The organism is Microbulbifer mixtoriginis (SeqCode) (assembly GCF_052467235.1).
The window spans coordinates 228,197-247,143 of the sequence record NZ_CP174305.1; the positions used below are offsets into that span (position 1 = coordinate 228,197).

The 18,947-nt window shown below is 48.6% G+C and carries 15 protein-coding genes and 1 pseudogene; 10 read left to right on the top strand and 6 right to left on the bottom strand.

The window, feature by feature from the left end:
- The first annotated feature begins 1 nt into the window (after window position 1).
- Window positions 2-829, top strand: coding sequence for a hypothetical protein (locus ACJJIO_RS00915; RefSeq protein WP_444909855.1), 828 nt, complete (start codon window positions 2-4; stop codon window positions 827-829).
- A gap of 238 nt (window positions 830-1,067) precedes the next feature.
- Here ACJJIO_RS00915 and ACJJIO_RS00920 read toward each other — a convergent pair whose 3' ends face one another.
- A complete protein-coding gene (locus ACJJIO_RS00920; protein WP_444890587.1) occupies window positions 1,068-2,075 on the bottom strand; it encodes a zinc-dependent alcohol dehydrogenase family protein in 1,008 nt (335 codons plus the stop codon).
- Between the two features lie 675 nt (window positions 2,076-2,750).
- Here ACJJIO_RS00920 and ACJJIO_RS00925 point away from each other — a divergent pair.
- A complete protein-coding gene (locus ACJJIO_RS00925) occupies window positions 2,751-3,125 on the top strand; it encodes a SirB2 family protein (RefSeq protein ID WP_444898425.1) in 375 nt (124 codons plus the stop codon).
- 60 nt (window positions 3,126-3,185) lie between these two features.
- Here the strand turns inward: ACJJIO_RS00925 and ACJJIO_RS00930 are convergent, their stop codons facing one another.
- Together ACJJIO_RS00930 and ACJJIO_RS00935 are read right to left on the bottom strand one after the other, a co-directional pair.
- Window positions 3,186-4,658 (bottom strand): alanine/glycine:cation symporter family protein, encoded by a 1,473-nt coding sequence (locus ACJJIO_RS00930; protein WP_444909856.1) that lies wholly within the window; start codon window positions 4,656-4,658, stop codon window positions 3,186-3,188.
- A 318-nt stretch (window positions 4,659-4,976) separates the two neighbouring features.
- Complete coding sequence (locus tag ACJJIO_RS00935; protein WP_252085571.1) at window positions 4,977-5,831, bottom strand: beta-keto acid cleavage family enzyme; 855 nt, start codon at window positions 5,829-5,831, stop codon at window positions 4,977-4,979.
- Between the two features lie 291 nt (window positions 5,832-6,122).
- On the opposite strand from ACJJIO_RS00935, the gene ACJJIO_RS00940 reads away from it, so the two are divergent.
- Both ACJJIO_RS00940 and greB read left to right on the top strand, forming a co-directional pair.
- Window positions 6,123-8,069, top strand: coding sequence for a S9 family peptidase (locus ACJJIO_RS00940; RefSeq protein ID WP_444909857.1), 1,947 nt, complete (start codon window positions 6,123-6,125; stop codon window positions 8,067-8,069).
- Between the two features lie 38 nt (window positions 8,070-8,107).
- Window positions 8,108-8,608, top strand: a complete 501-nt coding sequence (greB, locus tag ACJJIO_RS00945) for a transcription elongation factor GreB (protein ID WP_444909858.1) — start codon at window positions 8,108-8,110, stop codon at window positions 8,606-8,608.
- Window positions 8,609-8,731: 123 nt separating this feature from the next.
- Here greB and ACJJIO_RS00950 read toward each other — a convergent pair whose 3' ends face one another.
- Window positions 8,732-9,955, bottom strand: a complete 1,224-nt coding sequence (locus ACJJIO_RS00950; protein ID WP_444909859.1) for an enterotoxin (HBL) — start codon at window positions 9,953-9,955, stop codon at window positions 8,732-8,734.
- Window positions 9,956-10,497: 542 nt separating this feature from the next.
- Between ACJJIO_RS00950 and ACJJIO_RS00955 the strand changes: the two genes are divergently transcribed.
- From ACJJIO_RS00955 to ACJJIO_RS00965, 3 genes are read left to right on the top strand one after another with little or no spacing between them, the layout of a single operon-like run.
- Window positions 10,498-12,078, top strand: coding sequence for a hypothetical protein (locus ACJJIO_RS00955; RefSeq protein ID WP_444909860.1), 1,581 nt, complete (start codon window positions 10,498-10,500; stop codon window positions 12,076-12,078).
- Between the two features lie 10 nt (window positions 12,079-12,088).
- Window positions 12,089-12,451 carry a hypothetical protein gene (locus ACJJIO_RS00960; RefSeq protein WP_444888763.1) on the top strand — a complete coding sequence of 121 codons (363 nt, stop codon included), beginning with the start codon at window positions 12,089-12,091 and terminating at the stop codon, window positions 12,449-12,451.
- Window positions 12,452-12,469: 18 nt separating this feature from the next.
- Window positions 12,470-13,858, top strand: a complete 1,389-nt coding sequence (locus ACJJIO_RS00965; protein ID WP_444909861.1) for a hypothetical protein — start codon at window positions 12,470-12,472, stop codon at window positions 13,856-13,858.
- Between the two features lie 27 nt (window positions 13,859-13,885).
- Here ACJJIO_RS00965 and ACJJIO_RS00970 read toward each other — a convergent pair whose 3' ends face one another.
- Window positions 13,886-14,278: a hypothetical protein gene (locus ACJJIO_RS00970; RefSeq protein ID WP_444888761.1), complete on the bottom strand. Its 393-nt coding sequence runs from the start codon at window positions 14,276-14,278 to the stop codon at window positions 13,886-13,888.
- Between the two features lie 534 nt (window positions 14,279-14,812).
- On the opposite strand from ACJJIO_RS00970, the gene ACJJIO_RS00975 reads away from it, so the two are divergent.
- The 3 genes and pseudogenes from ACJJIO_RS00975 to ACJJIO_RS00985 all read left to right on the top strand — a co-directional run bounded on the left by ACJJIO_RS00975 (window position 14,813) and on the right by ACJJIO_RS00985 (window position 17,950).
- Complete coding sequence (locus ACJJIO_RS00975; RefSeq protein WP_444904512.1) at window positions 14,813-16,537, top strand: hypothetical protein; 1,725 nt, start codon at window positions 14,813-14,815, stop codon at window positions 16,535-16,537.
- 226 nt (window positions 16,538-16,763) lie between these two features.
- Window positions 16,764-17,201 (top strand): MarR family winged helix-turn-helix transcriptional regulator, encoded by a 438-nt coding sequence (locus ACJJIO_RS00980; RefSeq protein WP_444909862.1) that lies wholly within the window; start codon window positions 16,764-16,766, stop codon window positions 17,199-17,201.
- A gap of 14 nt (window positions 17,202-17,215) precedes the next feature.
- Window positions 17,216-17,950, top strand: a pseudogene (locus ACJJIO_RS00985) (siderophore-interacting protein).
- Between the two features lie 215 nt (window positions 17,951-18,165).
- On the opposite strand, the gene ACJJIO_RS00990 reads toward ACJJIO_RS00985, so the two are convergent.
- Window positions 18,166-18,711 (bottom strand): hypothetical protein, encoded by a 546-nt coding sequence (locus ACJJIO_RS00990; RefSeq protein ID WP_444909863.1) that lies wholly within the window; start codon window positions 18,709-18,711, stop codon window positions 18,166-18,168.
- Window positions 18,712-18,947: the final 236 nt, after the last annotated feature.

Consider the following 18,947-nt stretch of genomic DNA (forward strand, 5'->3'; position numbering starts at 1 on the left):
TATGGCTAAGGTAGACTCACTGGATCTAGGCCACCCTATTATTGAGCAACTCAATGATATTTACTGGTTGCCCTTCAATGCGCTACCCGTACACCACTACGACTTAGGCGGCTGGCACCTGTCTTTTACAGGAAAGTTAGTAAAGCATATTTATGGAGGCAATCATTATGCCCCATACACTACGCCAATCAACAAAGAAGATAGCTATCCAAGATTTTATGGTGGACAGCCACTTTGGGGCAATAAGAGCCCCTACATTTGGTTTGAATTGCATTCAATCAATGTCGGCTGCAGTGTAGATGTGGGATCAGAAGATGCCTGGATTATTGGCACTGCTTGCTTTGAGATTCGAGTGATCCAGATACGGGAACCATCCAAATCTGGAGTCTTCGACCTCTCTGATCACAACCAGTTAAAGCAATTTATATTTAATAAGCATAAAGATAATCTGGGCCATTTCCTTGATTCTGGATTCAATTACGCTTTTAGCGCCTGGAGCATAGAAGAAATTAAAGAATACAAATTCAAGGGCAGAAACTGGTACGAAATTATTGACGGTAACCAAAGTCTAAATTGGTGTTTCAACCTATATACCCACATATCAGACAAGCATCTTCTACATATTGCATACACCCCTAGCCAATTCTGGCCTCCACATCATATTCCCAGTGAAAAAGCCTTGCGCATTAGCAAATCTCCTTTGTGGGACTTTATGGATAACCTGGAGCTTACCAAAATGGAAGAAGGCAGCCAGGTTGTTACCGGCACTGTAGAGCGAGTGACTACAAGCTCCTGGGGAGAAGATACAGAAGATCTGAGCGGCTGGTAAAGTATTTTAATTAGCGGGCTTACCTAGAACAGATTACATATTTACACATTATTATTTGCGAAAACTATAAAATACAGATTCTTATTTTCTCCGGTAAAAAAATTAACTAGCTGATTAGAGTGTAAAATAAGGATAGCCTGAAGTTAATAAGCTACCCCGCAACTCCTACTATAGAGTGCCCTAAAAGGGCACCTATAAGTCAGTGTGACGTTATTCTTACCAGAAGATGTCTTGTAAGTTAAACGTGTAGCGACTCACCAATTAGAAGAACCTTACCGTTACGCTCACCTGCCGCAGCAACTTTAACGGCTTCCTTCACTTCGCTAAGGGGATAAGTTGCATGAATCGGTGCAGAAAGCTTACCCTGGGCAACGAGGCTCGTAATGGTTCCAAAAACTTCCTGCTGCCGCTCAGGTGAAGCATTAGCAAACCACTTGGCCAGCCAGAATCCGCGTACAGTAATATCCTTAAAGATAATCACCCCTGGAGCGAGCAGACATGGCTCACCGCTCAGGGCACCATAGTTGACTAGTGTGGCACCCTCGCTAAGGGCTTCACCCAGTCTAGCAGTAGCCATTCCCCCAACGGCATCTATACCCAAGCGAATCTCAGCACCTGCGGTTGCAGCTTTAACCCTCTTGGCTAGGCTCTCCCCTTCCTGATCACCATCTACCAGCACCACATCGGCACCGGCTTCTAGCATTGGCTCAATCAGCGAGGATCTGCGAACTACATTGACTACCTTCAGACCACGAATTTTTGCCAAACTTGTCAGATAAGTTCCTACCGCAGAGTTTGCTGCGTTTTGAATCACCCAGTCTCCCTCTTTCAGATCGACGAACTCACTGAGCAGGAGGTAGGCCGTTGGGGGATTAATGGTAATCATGGATAGCTGTATGGGATCTACCTCATTTGGCAGAGGAATAAGTCCCTTAGCATTTGCCACCATGTGCGTGGCCCAGGTGCCACTGCCAACGGGCAACAGAACAGTTTGGCCAATATCAAGGCCTGACACATTCGGACCCTGCTTAACTACCTTGGCAACACCTTCGTTCCCGCCAATGGCAGGCAGAGGCGGTAACATGCCATATTCACCGGTCAGCGTGAGTACATCTGAGGGGTTGATAGGTGTAGCCAGCATTTCCAGTAATACCTGCCCCTCTTCCAGTTCCGGCTCATTAAACGGAACCGCCTCAATCACATCCTGCGGCACAGGGCCGCGCTCACGATACTCTGCCTTTAGCATATCGACATATCCTTTAAGAAAAATAGCTTTCACTAAGCCGTAAACAATTTCTCTCACTGCCTCTCGAGTAAAACTCGTATTTACCGGCCATTTCGAATTGTTCAGTCTACTCACCATGAGAGAGAGTTCAAGAATATCCACCAAACAGATGTAGGCTAACTGTAATCGTGCGATAGAAACAGGACTGAATCGTAAAGTCAAAGTATCTATTGAAAGCAAGTTGCTTTACAAAAGCTCACTGGTCACTCAAACAAATATCTTTGACACCCAGCATCTACTCGGTTGATTTTTTTCAAACTTAATAAAAGCCTGTTACCTCTTTACTCCTTATCTCCTCAGACTCTCACACTATCCTGCATCAGCAACGCAACAAACACTCCAAGATTAAAAAGAAATAGAGGTAAGCCTTAGAGAACATCACCGGAGTGCAAATCACCAGCAACTTATCCAAATGTCAACATGGAGCCGCTTGCCCCTTCACCACTAACTGATAAATATTGAATATGGATAGGGTTCAATTACTTACGTAGAAAAGTACCCTTCTATCTTTTTGATGTACAGAATCGCGATGAGCCGCTATTATCAGCAGCGGCTCTAGTTGCACTCTTAGCAAACTTGGTGACTTTTACACCATGACTAAGAAATTTAATTTGAAACAACCCTTTAGCTTTATAGATGTTTACCTACACACTGATTAAGCATACCCATATCACAGCCGCAGTACTTAGCCTTTCTCTTTTTCTGTTGAGAATGGGGTTGGAGTTCACAGGAAAGCCTCACTGGAGAAAAACCTTCCTTCGCTGGATGCCCCATGCCAATGATACCCTGCTGTTATCTGCAGCTGTAGCGCTGGTTGTGATCGGCAGCTGGAATCCGGCTGTCTTCCATTGGCTTGCAGTAAAGGTTGCACTGGTATTCGGTTATGTGATTGCCGGATTCTTCGCACTGCGCCAATCCATGCCTCAACCTACACGCATCATTGCGGCTCTTTTGGCCATGGTGCAAATTGGCTTTATTTTTTATTTGGCAATTCAAAAGCCTACTCTCTAATACAACTTTTTATTCAATTTGCCCACAAAGCCAGTACTCACAACTCAGTGGGCAGCGAGCTCAATTCCGATCCCATACTGTGTGATCTATCCCTTTAATATCGTATTTTCTCGCATCAAACACCGGCTCCTTAATTCCTTGACTAAGCTGTGCTTCATAGTCTCCCAGCACTTTGAAAGCGACACCGGAGAGCAAGGTAATAGCCAATATGTTGGTAGAGGCCATAAATCCCATCGCCACATCTGCCATGCGCCAGAGTAAGGTAAAATTCTCAGTACTTCCACTGTAGGAAACCCAGGCACCAAACAGGATAAAAATTAAAAAAATTATCCGATAACAAAATATAGAAGTGGGAGTATGGTAAAGATAAAAAATATTGGTTTCACCGTAATAGTAATTACCAATAATCGAAGTAAAGGCAAAAAACAGCAGTGCAAACGCCACGAAACCACTTCCCCAGGAACCCACCACGCTAGACAGAGAATCCTGAGCTAATTTAACTCCCTCCACATTGCCCACCATATACACATCAGCAACTAAAATAATTGCCGCGGTACAGGTACAGATAACAATGGTATCCAGAAAAACGGAAGCCATTTGCACATAGCCCTGCACCAGTGGATGCTTAACATCCGCTGCTGCACCCACATTCGGTGAAGAGCCAAGCCCTGCCTCATTAGCAAATAACCCACGCTTTATTCCATTGGAAACTACCGCCCCCAGTGCTCCTGCGCCAGCCTGTTCCAGTCCAAAAGCATTCCTTAATATCGTACCCAGAATCTTGGGCAACTCCCCCAGGTTCATCAGCAAAACCATAAACGCCACTGTTAAATAGGCGATAGCCATAAAAGGCACTACCACTCCGGCAAAGCGCGCGATAGAGCGGATACCACCAAACACAATAATGCCCGCAATCACAGCTACCACAATCCCGACCAGCATGGGGTTGATTTCCCAGGCGTCGTTTAGGGCCGTGGCCATAGCATTCGATTGAATGGAGTTGAAGACAAAGCCGTAGCACATCAGTAAGAAGATGGAAAAACTTACTGAAAGCCACTTCCAGTTAGGGCCTAGGCCTTTTTTGATGTAGTAAGCCGGTCCTCCACGGAAGGTCCCAGGTTGCTCACCTTTCTCTTTATAAACTTGCGCGAGGGTATTTTCGACCATGCTGGTGGCCATACCGAGCCAAGCCACCATCCACATCCAAAAAACCGACCCAGGACCCCCAGCAGTAATTGCCACGGCAACACCCGCCAAACTACCGGTGCCAATCCGTGCTGCGGCACTGGTGGCAAACGCCTGAAACGCGGAAATTGAGCCCGGATGATCCTTATGAATACCGCGCACCATTACCATCGCCATATGACCAAAGTGGCGGAATTGAATAAAGCGACTGCGAATGGAAAAGTAAAGGCCAATAGGCAGCAAAGCGATAATCAGGACACCGAGCCACCACTGCCCTTCAATCCCCCCCCACAAAAGCCGGTTGGCCCAATCAATCGCCTTGATTATTCGGTCCAACAACTCTTGCATCCACCGCTCCCTGGCACAGCCTATATTTATGCATAGATCAACCGCTGGAAACGGCTATCCCCACTAAAGACTAGCAGCCGCTACAGTGCTAACGGGTAGGTAACCAAGCGGACCTTTTGCAGGAAAAGTAAGAGTCACTCGGTTCTACGGCGCTTAAAAAATCCAGACCAGCTGGAAAGGGAGGCGAAAAGGAATTCTCGGCTCTTGGCGCCCAAGCAAGATAGAGCAGGCATAAAATGGGGAAAAATCGACAGAAGGTGGGCTCTGAGAGATAGACCAGTGACACTGAGGGCCCACTGGTCTATGCACTGAAAAGAATTAGCAGAAGATTTCCCGCGCCCGCTCTGGAGACACCACCTTACGACCACTCTCTTCTGCGATCACGGCCAAAGCCTCAATCAACTGGCCATTGCCAGAGGTACGCTCGCCACCAGGCAAATAGAAAGTGTCCTCTACTCCAGAGCGTAAATGGCCGCCAAGCTCCGCGGTCTTGCGGTGCACCGGCCAGATTTCCTCACGCCCAATCACAGTACTCTGCCACAAGCTATCTGTACGCATATATTTAGGCAGCAACTCCAACAGCTCGGGATCCGCTGGCATACCAGAAGCCACCCCCATCACCAGGTTATAGTTGGGCTTATCGACCATACCCACATCGGCATACATACCAACGGAGCGGACAATACCTACATCAAAGCACTCAAACTCAGGCCTGGTACCCGTTTCACGACATACCGCCAGCAGTTCTTCCACCTTGTCCACCGGATTATCGAACACCATCGGCGGCCAGGCCCAGGTGCCGTTGGAACGGGCTTTTAAGTAATTCAAGCTGCCCGCATTGCAGGCGGCGATTTCCGGCTTACCTGCGCGCACACACTCGAGAGGTCCGCGCTGGTCCCGACCGATAGTGCCGGTGGAAAAATTTAAAATAACTCCGGGGCACTTAGCCCGGATTGCATCGGCAATTTCCAACGCCACTTGCGGTTCCCAGCTTGGAAGATGCCCCTTGCCCGGCTCTTGAGCCCGAAAATGTACATGCATTACCGAAGCCCCGGCATCAAAGGCTTCGCGGGCTGAGTTTGCCATTTGTTCCGGCGTTACCGGAACCGGGTGTTGTTGCGGATTGGTGAGCACCCCGGTTAGGGCGCAGGTGATTACCACTTCATCGGACATCGCAGGCTCTCCTGAATTATCTTTATTTGGGCCGCTTTAGGTTCGGCACACTAGGCTTTGCTGAATTCCGCTGATTGCCATGCTCTCAGTACCTGCGCCTCATCCGTGCGCGAAATACCCTGAGCCGCATCCATACTTTGGGGTTAATGAAGGAGGTATCAAACCCCGCCACCAAGCGCTTGCTTGGTCACCAAAGACTAACACAGGCTTTAACCCGTAAAAAGGCACCTTGTATCGCTAAAACAGGCCCGGCAGAATGCAAAAAAATCTAATTTAGGAAACCGGTATCCGATGAGTGATCACTCCATAACAAACTCCACCCCTTATGGCAGCTGGAAATCTGCAATCAACGCAGAATTATTGGTTGAAGGCAGTGTTCGCCTGGCAGAAGCCAGCTTGGTGGATGGGCGTTACTACTGGTTAGAGTCGCGTCCTTCAGAAAAGGGGCGTAATGTTCTGGTGCAGTATTGCCCGCAAAATGGCCGGCGCGATCTCACCCCCACCCCACTGAGTATTCGTTCCAAGGCGCACGAATATGGCGGTGGTAGCTACCTTGTCCACGGCGACACCCTGTACTTTGTACTTGCGGAAGATCAGCGTATTTACCGGATGGAGATCGGCAGCGACCTGCCTGAGGCTATTACTCCAGAAAGTGAATCCCGCTATGCGGACCTACACCTCGACACAAAAAGAAATCGTCTGATTTGTATTGAAGAAGACGACAGTGGCCACGCTAAGGGACAGGAAGCACGTGCACGAATTATCGCCATCGACCTACAGTCTCCGCTGACTACCCCCCCAAGGGTTTTGGTTGAAGGCGCAGACTTCTACTCAAACCCAACCTTGAACACCAGCGGAGACCAGTTGAGCTTCTTGCGCTGGCATCACCCTAACCTGCCTTGGGATGGCACCGAACTGTGCCTGGCCACTCTGAGTGAGCAAGGAGAGGCCATTGAGATCACTCAAGTGGCCGGCGGAGATAATGAATCCATATTCCAACCCCAGTGGTCGCCATTGGGGCAGCTTTACTATGTCTCCGACCGCAATAACTGGTGGAATTTATACAAGCTGGGACAAGATACCCCGCTTTGGAAAAAAGAGGCTGAATTCGCCACACCGCAGTGGGTGTTTGGAATGTCCACTTATGGCTTTATCAGTACTGAGGAAATTCTCTGTACTTACACCGAGAATGGCCTTTGGTATTTGGCCAGCGTAAATACCCTTACTGGTGAACACCAGCTGATCCAGCAGCCCTACTGTGATATCGAGAGCCTGCGCTGTGAAAATGGCAAAGCGATTATGATTGCCGCCGCAAGAGACAGCTTCCCTGCAATAATCTCTTTTGATCTGGCAAGTGAGGCCCTTGAGACAATCGCCAGCAGTAACAAACGCTCACTGCCTGCCGAACTCTTCTCCAGCGCCCAGGCCATTACTTTCAATGTCGATGAGCGAGAGGTACACGGTTTTTACTACCCCCCGCACAACCCGGACTTTAAGGCACCAGAGGGCGAAAAACCTCCGCTTATTGTTTTTAGCCATGGCGGCCCCACTGGAGCCACCTCTGCCGGCCTCAATTTGAAAGTACAGTACTGGACCAGCCGCGGCTTCGCCATTCTGGATGTGAATTATTCCGGTAGCACCGGTTATGGCCGCGAGTACCGTGACCGCCTTACCGATAAGTGGGGCATCTATGATGTGGAAGATGTCTGTGCAGGCGCCGAATACCTGGTCAATCAGGGTTTGGCCGATCCAGAGCGGCTGCTGATCAAAGGTGGCAGCGCAGGCGGTTATACCGTGTTAGCAGCACTAACTTTTCACAACACTTTCAAAGCCGGGGCCAGTCATTATGGAATCGGTGAATTGAGCAGTCTCGCTAAAGACACTCACAAGTTTGAATCCCGCTACCTGGACAAATTAGTCGGCCCCTGGCCATCCGCCGAAGCAATCTATCAGCAACGCTCTCCTATTCATCATGTGGAGCAACTGAGTTGTCCGGTGATTTTCTTCCAAGGTTTGGAAGACAAGGTAGTACCACCAAACCAGGCGGAAACTATGGTGAGAGCCCTGAAAGAGCGCGGTATTCCGGTTTCCCATATCACCTTTGCCAATGAAGGGCACGGCTTCCGTGGTGGAGACAGCATCAAAATGGCCCTGGAGGGAGAGCTGGAATTTTACAGCCGTATTTTCAATTTTCCCCTGGCTGAAGCCGGCCCCGGAATTACCATTGAAAATCTGTAATCAATCATCCCAGACCTTGAGAGGAAGCCAGTAAAACCATGGGAAGATGGAGACCGCCGCGCCCGCGCGGCTCCCGCTATATCACTGCGGAGGGCGCGCAACGTATGCGCGCCGAAGTTAAGCATCTATGGGAGGAGGAGCGCCCAAGAGTCACCCAGGCGGTAAGTGATGCCGCTAAACTGGGCGATCGCTCGGAAAATGCCGACTATATCTACGGTAAAAAGCGCCTGCGTGAAATAGACAGCCGTGTGCGTTTTTTGACCAAACGCCTGGAGGAGATCACCGTAGTAGATCAGGTGCCTGAAGACCGGGAAAAAGTCTTCTTCGGTGCTTGGGTCACATTGGAAGATGAAGAAGGTGTAGTTATAAGCTATAGAATCGTCGGGCCAGATGAGTTTGACGTAAAAGCCGGCTTGATCTCTATGGATTCTCCCGTAGCTCGCTCACTACTTGGGCGCAGACTCGACGATGAGATAGAGATTCGCCAGGGGGAGAAATGGCAGACTTATTTTATTATTGAAATCCGCTACGAAGAGTAGAAGCCAACTCCTCATAACTCTAAGCATAACAGCAGGAAAAATAGATAGATTTTTTAATTGATAAATAAAAAAGGCTTATTTCCCTCGAAATAAGCCTTTGAATCAATAGTGAGTTATCTATTTCTAGAGGCTGTTGTAGTACTGAATTACTCCAACCGCTTTGCCACTGGCAAAAGCAGACTGAACTTGATCTGAGCTCATACCAATTGTCAGGTCTGCATCATTCACATTAAGCTCAAGATACAAGCTGCCCGCCTGGGAATAGGCATCATCCCATTCAGTGATCGCATCATTGAGGTCATTGATTACGGCCGAGAAATTAGCGCCCTCCTCGTCAGAAATGGCTGTCTGAATATCACTAATGGCGCCAGATACATCACTTTCAAGAGTTTGCCACTCTTGCAATACAGCCTGCAAATTATCTTCAACCTGCTGGGTCTCCTCAGCGAGCTGCCCAAAGCTTTGCGACAACATCTGAAGAGTTGATACATCTGCAGTTACCAGATCCATTTTTGCTTGCTTATCCTGGATGCTCTTTTGATCTGCAACAATTTTGGCGGCATCCAAAGCAATAAAGGTACTTGCCACTGCAGCTACTGGCCCCATAACAAACCAGGTCAACAGGCCTTCAGGGAAGGCTACTATAGAAGCGACAGTACCCAAAGAAATAGCGGTAGCATCCGCAATACCAAGAGCAACAATGCTTGCTGTCAGTGATTTGATATCTGCCTGAAGATTCTTGATATCTTTCTTTAAATCAGCAATTTGTTGTTCATCAGCCTGCGCATCCTGAACAGACTTATCGGCAATTGACTGCAATTGAGTCGCCATATCAGGCAATTTATCCTGAAACCCTTGAATTGCCTTAACTGCGCCACTGATAAAGGTCGAAACAATACCCAGCTGAGAGGTGATTGAATCCAGGTCGTTCTTCAATATATTAAGAGCCGATGTATTACCTGGGTCACTATTGAGTGTATTCGCCTGGGTTAAAGCATCCTGCAACAACTGACTGATAATACCGTTGTAACTTTGCACCTCACTGGGCACATCCAGAAGCCTGGCCAGTACATTATTTACCCAATCAAGCGCGTCGGTATTGGCCTGTGTATAGGCCGCTACAAACTCACTCCAATCCGGCGGATTTTGATTTAAGGTAGGCAAGCTTGAGGACAAAACGCTAGTCACCAGAGTGTTTATTGCAACTACATTCTGCTTGTACGTATTCTGAGTTTCGCGAATAGATTGAGCACTATGCTTGAAAGCTTTTGCTAATGAAAGTTTCACCACCACTGGACTGGAACTTTTCTCCGCCACCAAATCTACGTCATCACTTACCTGTGACATATTTATTTCTCTCTTAATGAATATTTAAGATGAAACCTGAGATCTCCAAGAAACACCTTGATTTAGGCGCAGCCCAATATAGCAAGCTTTAACTGTAACCAATATGCCACCCCTTATAATGAATCGGAAATAGAAATATATTTATATTCACATCTCAAATAAAGAGCGCCAAACCCAGCGCAATGAGCACCTCAATAACCAGTGAAAATTGAAATAAGGGATAGATTTCTCAACAGTATGCCTGACGGAAAGCTCATATGCTCAGACCTATAGAACTATAAATACCGCACCCATTTTTCAACCCAATAAAATCGTTGAATTAAAGGGTGTTTAAAATACCCCCTGAAAACCTAAAATTTTAAACTTAATCAGACCGACCTATCTTTATATAAGCCCCAACCCCAAGTAAGCATCAAAGCAAATAAGCCGCCGAAAGTATATCCGCTCAACAATTTACTATGCTTAATAACATGCCAAATAGAAAAGGTTGCAATTCCGCCAATAGTAAATATTGAGCCACCCATCGCATCCAGGAGACACCGATGCCAATGGCCAATGAAAGCCCCTACCCACTCAAAAATGCTTTAAAGCGTGCCCGGTTTGATTTACTCCCTGCCTTTAACAAACAGCCTACTGAATTATTGAAACTCTTTCGCGAGGCCCTGACTCTTCAACAGCCGATATTATCTCACTCATGGAAAGAACTAGACCAACAGGCACGACTCTGCATAGGGTTGGGCTATGGTGAGTACCGCAATCTTCAAGGCCTCTTAGAAAGCACCAACCAATTGCACACTCTGCATCACCGTATGGGTTTAGAGTTTCTGTTTGTGCTGCGTGGCATTGCTATTGGCGAGAGTCGAAACCAATGGGCTGAAAACCTTGAGCGGCGAATTCGCAGCATGGACCCCGAAGATCGGTTAAATAAGATTCTCGTTAAAGCAGAAGAATTAGCTGGTAATAAGCTCTCAGAACAGACTCTCACGCGTTTACGCAAAAAAATTGCAGGCCTGGACGAGAGAATTAACCTGCAGGAATCCATGGCCAGATTAGCTAATGGGGAGATAAAAAATATAGACTTGTTAAAGGCTTATTTTCCAGAAAATACATCTTCAATGGCCCTGAGATTAAACAGTGCCGCTGATGCTGTCATCATGTGCCTAAGTCGAGGGCTACTCGCGCTAACACATGCTCAATTCAATATTGCTCTAGATACTGAAGCAGCTAGTACCGACTTTTCCAAGCGCAATATACATTCCATTAAAACGATTATAAAAGTATTTTCCAACCTACTTAAAAGTGGCCACAAGCGTATTTACAGCGCCCTACTTCTTGGAAAATCAGTGGAGATCAAACAGGCGTGCTTGTTTCTGGCCGGAGATATTGAGAGCAAACTCCCCCAGTTCGCAAGCGCTCAAGCTGTAATACACAACACAATTACCGAAATATTGCGACGTGGTAGTGGCGGCCTGGCGGAGAGGCTTGGCGATCTCGCGGTGGATGCGCACTTTCTCACCCGCATCGCCATCGCTAGCCAGGCTGCCTGTTATCGACTTGCGCTTGGTTGCGAGGGACTTAATTCCGATAGAGAGATCAAAAACCTTCAGAAAAATATCTACACCATGCCTTTTTCGACAACGCTTCCCAACGGTAAAAATATAGAACTGTCGAAGCTAGAAGCCAGTCCAGAGGGAGAGTTTGTTGAAATCAGGGGCTTTGTCGAAGAGATCACCTCCCCACCTCAGGAGGGCGGCATGCTATTAAGCCAACTGATATTGAAAGATCCCTCCAGTAATGCCGAGGCAAATGCCGTGGTGCGCTTTGCTCACCTACCACATGCCGGTATTTGTCCAGGCGCTTTCTGCAGACTCAGTGGCACTTATAGACATCACTCAAGCCTGTTCGATGGTAAACCCGCCGTTGAGGTCGATTCCCTGGCCCTGGCCGAGATTGGTAAGTCCAGCTTCGAAGTGAGCTTTATAAGGCTCGCCAACCGTTGGTTCCAGCCCTGGCGTAGCAACGCCAATCTCTACTGGTCTCTAGGTGCCCACCAAGTTGATGAGCACTCTGAGGCCACCTTGGGGGCCGGAGAGCTACTATTTACGCCCCTAATTCGTCCTTAGGAGGGCTACTATGCCACCAGATGATGGATGCATGACAGAACTGGACAGAGTCCACGACCAGATTGCGGAATTAGATGTACTTCTGGCGATGGCACAGCTGGCAAAAGCGGAGTGGCACGCCGCCAAAGAGGCAGTGCGCAGCGAATGCCTGGAGACAGCGATACCCAGCCTGCCCAACTTACATCAAAAGGATGAAATGGATTTTCCCATAGAGCCAATGGATCACGCAGTCTCCGAGTGCATTGAAACTCACCCAGACGTGCTCGCTGCCTGGGACCTGTTCGAACAGATAGCCCTGGAGCTCGAAATTGAGTTGGAAGTAGCCCACGCACTACTCGATGAATACAAAGCCTGCTCCCACGCGCTGATTTGAGGAGACTTTTGCTGGCAAATGACCACCATGCGATTTATCGCCAATTTACGCCGGCAGACACTGGATGCCTTTGCCAACCATATGATTACCGCCGAAGGCTACCTGCTATCTGCCCACCGGATTACCAATCCCAACCTGCAAATGGCGGCAGAAGTACGCCGTAGAGGGTTGCCCCTGTTTGCCGATAACGGCACCAAACAACTGATTGATGCGGTCATCTCGCAGTTCTCTGAAGAAGCCCGACAAGTGACCCTGCGGGTAAAAGCTCTGCGCCGTCAACTGGGTCAACTGCCCCGCGGTAATGAAGTCCCAAAAGATTTGCGCATATTGGCAGATACACTGGCGGAGAGAGTACTTGCCAACTGTAATGAGCGTTCAAATAGCATTGATACCAGTCTCCTGCTGCAGCGCCAGCTGTTAATGCATCCCACCCACCTGATCGCTCAGGAGGACTTCGCCACTACCTGCCTGGTGGCTTTGGACCTGGAGCGGGAAATTACCGGCTGGCGACCAGAGCGTATCGCCGCGCGCAATCGTCAGAGCCTGAGACTATGGGAAAAAATCGCTGAACACCCACTAAGCCAAGGCTTGACTGTTTATGCAGTACTGAGCGCAATGGATTACAACACCGGCCGGGACGCCGGTCGGCTGGCCGCACAAAGCGGGGTGCATTCAGCTGCCATAGGACTGGCCAGTATTTGCGGGGATTTAAATGCGACAGACTTCTTTGTGCTCAACCGAGCCTCTTTCAAACTGGATAGGCCTGTACCACGCCGTTATGTGCGCTTGGCACAAGTGCTTAAAGGCATTACAGATGGCTACCAGGATCACAACATACCCTTGCAAAGATTTCACTGCCTGGGACTCGGTGCTCCATCACTGCTGCCGATTGCCGCAGCTGCCCTGCCGGCAAATACCCAGATTACCGCCGATGCCACCAGCCCAATACATGCCGCAGCTAAAGACCGTGTGCTCTACGATCCGGAGAATTTTGGCGACCGGGCAACCACCAGAGAAATCGTTGAGCGAATAATAAAAGGGGGCAACTGGCCCTTCCTCAGCCCATTCACCCAATCTTTCAAACAACGTTTTGGACACGACCCCGAAGGCGCCCGAGACTGGTGGAAAGCCCAAGGGCAACCACCTATTAGCAGGGAGACCTTACAACAACCCAGCAATCTCAGTACGGCGCTGCCCCTATTCTGTGAGGCCGACTCACAAATTCGATCTATCGCTCGGGATACCTGGATAGCACACAATCACTGGGTTCTGGGGGAATTAACTGAGAGTAGAAGCGGCCCGCAAAGACACGAACTTGCTTACCGCATTATTGATCACTGGCTGGAGGGGCCCTCAACAACGACCAGCCGGGGCTTGAAAGCCGCCAAGAGAATCCTGTTAATGTAAACTGATCAAAAAAGGAAACAAGTAGAATTACTCAGCCCACTTTATGGTGAGCGCGGTAACAATCCCCCAGATCCAATTAAAAAATACTACAAAAATTGGGGTAAGCGCCCCCAGCTCAAGCCCTGCCATACCTTTACCGGCCATCACAGGAAAAACCACAAAAAGCTGGAACGCCGTGGGGAGTAGGCTCAAGATGCTTCCTTTCAACAACAGCTTTGATGGTAGGAAAGGAAGAATAAAAAACAGACCCCAAATGCCACCCCATACCACTCTGGGATATAGCCATTCAGCAGATAATGTAGGGGTGATAGATACACCGAGAGATGGGGTTATTCCAAAATCCCCAAACAACCAGACCACAACGCTATTTGCCACAGCACCCAAACAGCCGGCCGCAAAGAAAATTAGTAGTTTTTTCATTTTTTGCCCCAGAACCTGTAGAATCCTAAACCTTAAACGCTGACTTTAAAGTAGCAAACTTAAATCCGCGCCAAGATTTCACGCCTGAATAAATTAGAGACGTCCAAGCCAAGCTCCTTATCAACAGACTAACACCACTACCACAAATTTTTACGGCAGCAAAAAGTAGCAATCGTTCAACGCCTTTTATTCGCACCCTCCTGCACAGTCCTCAAAAGATTACAAAACCCACCAACCTGTAATAGACCATCTACCCCCAAGCAAATAGCAAACTTATTTTTAATACCAAACCGTACCAATTAACAAGCACTAAAATTCATTGTTAAGACATAAAAAATAAACAATCAGCCCCAAAAGAAACCTGAGTAAAAATATATTTTAAAAGTGAGAACCAAGGGACCCAGCTGATCGAATCGGCAACCTTCAGCGAGAGAAAATACCTATCGTTTAATCCAATAAATTCCTGTAATACACAAGTGGTACATTTATGGTGTTTAACACCAGAAATCAAAATCAAAATAGGAACAAGTACTGATGAAAGTACCAGTAGTAGGAATGCTGTACCCGATTTTTTTAGGATTGGCGATACATTCAGCCAGTGTCAATGCGCAGTCTTTTGATGAGAGCGCCTATCAAGATAGGCAGCTGCAATATATTGAAGAGGGCGTTTCTTCCACTAATGATACCGCTGTCGTCTTACAGGCATACACCGGCGATGAGCTCAATTGGGAGGCGCTGAATAAGAATTTGGATGTCCTGCGTAATGGCGGCAAGAAGAATTCAGACTTCACCCTTACCAGACTCATCCGTATCCTATTTTTCCGCCCAGAAATTAAAGATGAACTCTTTGCTGCTTTGGACGGATACCATTTCTGGTTTAAGGAAGGCGGCACTGGGGATCACGTCTTCGCCTCTGAAAACCATATGATCATGTACACATCTGCCCAGTATCTTCTACAGGAAAAGTACGGTGCATTTGAAGACGACAGAACTTACAAGCGCTTAAAGCGCTACCTGGAAGTAAAAAACCAGTATGGTTTCTATGAATTTTACTCCCCGGTCTATTACCCCTACACCTTATCTGCGCTACTTAACCTCGTCGATTTTTCTGAAGATGCAGAAATTCGCGAGCTGGCTACGGGCGCTGCGCAACGCTTGCTGCAGGACATACTGCTGGTCACCAACGACCAGGGCATCCTTTTCTCAGCCGCAGGCCGCAGTAATGATGGCTACCGCAGGAACGGTTCCGGTGGCAACATCAACCGCATCATTTACCTGCTAACGGGTCTCGGTAAGGAATCAGTGAGAACACCGAGCCCCGCAGGTGTAATGCTGGCCACCTCTGGCTTGGAAATTACCGATGACATCTTCAAGTATTTCGGTAAAGACCTGAATATGAATTACTCGGTAGGCCACTCTCTCGGCGATGCCAAAAACGATATTTATGCTGACTTCCCCCGCGAAGAGCGCGTGCCTTTCTATTGGAGTCAGGGGGCTTATTTCCACCCGGATGTAGCTGCCGATACCGCTTGGTTCGTCAGTAAATATCAACTTGAAGGCTATGAAGGACTGAAGGCCTTCGACCAGTTCCTGGGGCTTTCAGAAGCTGCCGCCCCTGCTGCCGCCAAGGCCGGAGCGGTATTCAGCCGCAGCTCCGTGCTCTCTGGCGCTAACTTTTCCATGTATAAGGATGGCGGTGTGATGATGCACTCCATTCAGAATTACTGGGGTGGTCGCCAGGGCTATCAGCAAACACCCTGGATCGCCACTACCGGCACCCAATCGGTCTGGGCGAAGGTTGGCGATGGCAACAGCACCATGCAAAACGATCACCACCCCAAGATTAAGCAGGTGAACAATGTTGCCGTAATCCAATACAACCCCTATCCGGCAATCGAACTGTTCCATTCCGGCGGCTCCAACGTAGCATTGCAGTGGCCTGAAGGTTTCGAGCAGGAGAAGCGCAGCGGTAACTGGAAATTCGGCAAGGAAGACGACGGCTATATCGCCGTGCGCTATCCCTGCGGCAACGGCGACTCCAACACCGTTAGCTGCGACTGGAACGAACAAACCTGGGTAGTGATTATGGGTAGCGAGGAGCGCTATGGCAGCTTTGAAGCCTTTAGTCAAAAGGTGCTCAATGAGGTCAGCTACGATGCCGACTGGGAGTGGCACGGCTCCTTCTGGAAGGGCACATTGAAATATGTGTATGACTCAGACGTAAAGTTTGATGGAACCGATATCAGCTTAACCTGGTAAGCGCGACTCCTTTCGCTCTTGGGGAGGGGCTCCCCCTCCCCTTTAGTCGGCTTTTTAGTTTTCAATACTCTGCGCCCAAAGGCAAAAGTTTTTGCAAAGCTCACCCCTAATTTCTCCCCTGCCGAAAAGCTTCTTTCGCCCCAAAACAATACCCTTCGATTTAGTTGACACAATCAACCACCTAAAATAAAGTTGACAATATCAATCAAGTTAACGCGACAACCCTGTGAGCTACTCAGTCAACGAAACCCTGCACCAGCTAATCCACGCTTACAAAAAGCAGCTGCGGATCAGTATTCAGGAGCAAAGAATTGACCTTCCGGTAAATCATATACGCGTGCTCAAGGGAATTTGCAAGTATCCGCAGAGTACCGCACGGTCAATTGCACTGCGAATGAATCAAGACAAGGCCCAGATTACACGGGTTCTTAATGAATTGGTTCAATCCAAACTTATCAAAAAAACAGACAACCCTAATGACCGTCGCAGTCAGTTCCTTGCTCCCACAGCATCAGGAAAAAAGATTCTTGAAAAAGTGCATAACCTGGAAACAGAGGTTATCGCTGTAATGACTCACAACCTGAGCGAAAAAGAACTCAAGGCGTTTGCCCATATCGCCAGCGTTATGATCGAGAACCTGACCGAACATCCTACTTCAGATTAAGGAGCCTCAATACTATGGCTGAAAAACGCACACGAGAGCTGGTCGTTTTGCGCTCCACCAAAGTCTCAGAACACATGTTACGTATCACTCTGGGTGGCGAAGAGTTGGAATCCTTCCCCTGCGACCAGGAAAGCGCCTATATAAAACTGATTTTCCCCCAGGGTGAAGGTGAACGCCCACTGATGAGAAGCTATACCATCAGGCACCAACGGCAGACAGAAATCGATATCGACTTCGCTTTGCATGAACATGAAGGGCCAGCCTCAAATTGGGCGGCCAATGCACAACCCGGAGACTCTATTTTGATAGGAGGACCAGGCCCCAAGAAGCTGGTCAACCCCGAGGCCGACTGGTTTTTACTCGCTGGCGATATGACCGCACTACCCGCCATCAGTGTTAACCTGGGCCAACTACCTGATGAGGCCAGCGGATATGCTGTGATAGAAGTTTCAAGCGAATCAGATGTTCAGCCACTGAAACGTCCAAAAAACCTGCAACTGCACTGGGTGGTAAATTCCTTCCCCACCGGCGAACTACTGCTTCCTAAGATTCAGGCACTGCCCTGACTTCCAGGCCAAGCCGCCATTTGGGCCGCCTGCGAATTTAATAGCATGCGTCAGTTACGAAAATTTTTTAAGCAGGATAAAAAAATCCCCAAAACCCATATTTACATTTCCAGCTACTGGAAACTTGGGGACTCTGATGAAGGGCACAAGCTCGCGAAAAAACTGGATAACGAGCAGGCCTAAAGGGGAAAATTTGCAGATTTTAGAGGCCACAAAAGCAGCGGGGGAGTAACCCCCTCCCCTAGGGCCTTTCCGGCACTAACACTAAGTACGCTAACCCCAAGTGCGCTAAACCCAAAATAGTTTGCTCGCATTTCACTGCGGCGTTATGTTTTTACACCTCAGTAGCAGAAGCCCTCCATTACCATAAGGCAAACCACTTTCGCGAAAATTACTCTTTATCCTGATCGATCCATCCGATACCAATAATTAGCAATATAACCCCGCTCATCAACCTGTAGCGCCTGGCCGGTAATTTCTGGAACGCCATTCTCACAGTGCCATGCATAGATAGTCACCCGCCCAGTTACAACGGCTGGTATAGATTCCGACGCAGGGTTGCTCTTACAGTAAGCGGCAATTGCCTCACTTGGCTCCTTCGAAGTGTCCGCCTTTTCTTCACAGGGAAGATTGGCGCCGACAAAACACGCATAGACTCCGCCATGCATACAACGCCAAAAAGTACCCCCCGCAACCCAATCCCTCGGAGCACCGGCAGAAATACCAGCCGCCTGGTAAATACCCGATAACACTACCTGCGGTTTTGCCGGGCCTATATAGGGTTCTTCCGGGCTATCGGCATTGACCACGACTCGGCAATAAGCCACCGGGTCATTAAAGGCCCCGAGATACCTTCCTTTATTTTGCTCCGTCTCGGCCAGGCTCAAACTCCCACATAATCCCAGAACCAGGCTCGCCAAGATACATGCACTAAGCCGAATCATATTTGACCTCCTCTCCCTGCTAACAAGCCCCAGCCACTGCTCTGGCGTCATTAGCGCCTCAACAGTCCTTCCGCGAACAGGACTCTCTATAGATTAGCTACCCCAGCCATACCGAAGGCCCACCACAGCAGCGCAGAAAACAATCAAGGAGAGTCTGTCGCCAACACGAGTTATCCGGTAGTGACTCCCACAGCCTAAGCCGCTGCATCACGCTCAGGATAGAAGGGTATAAATGC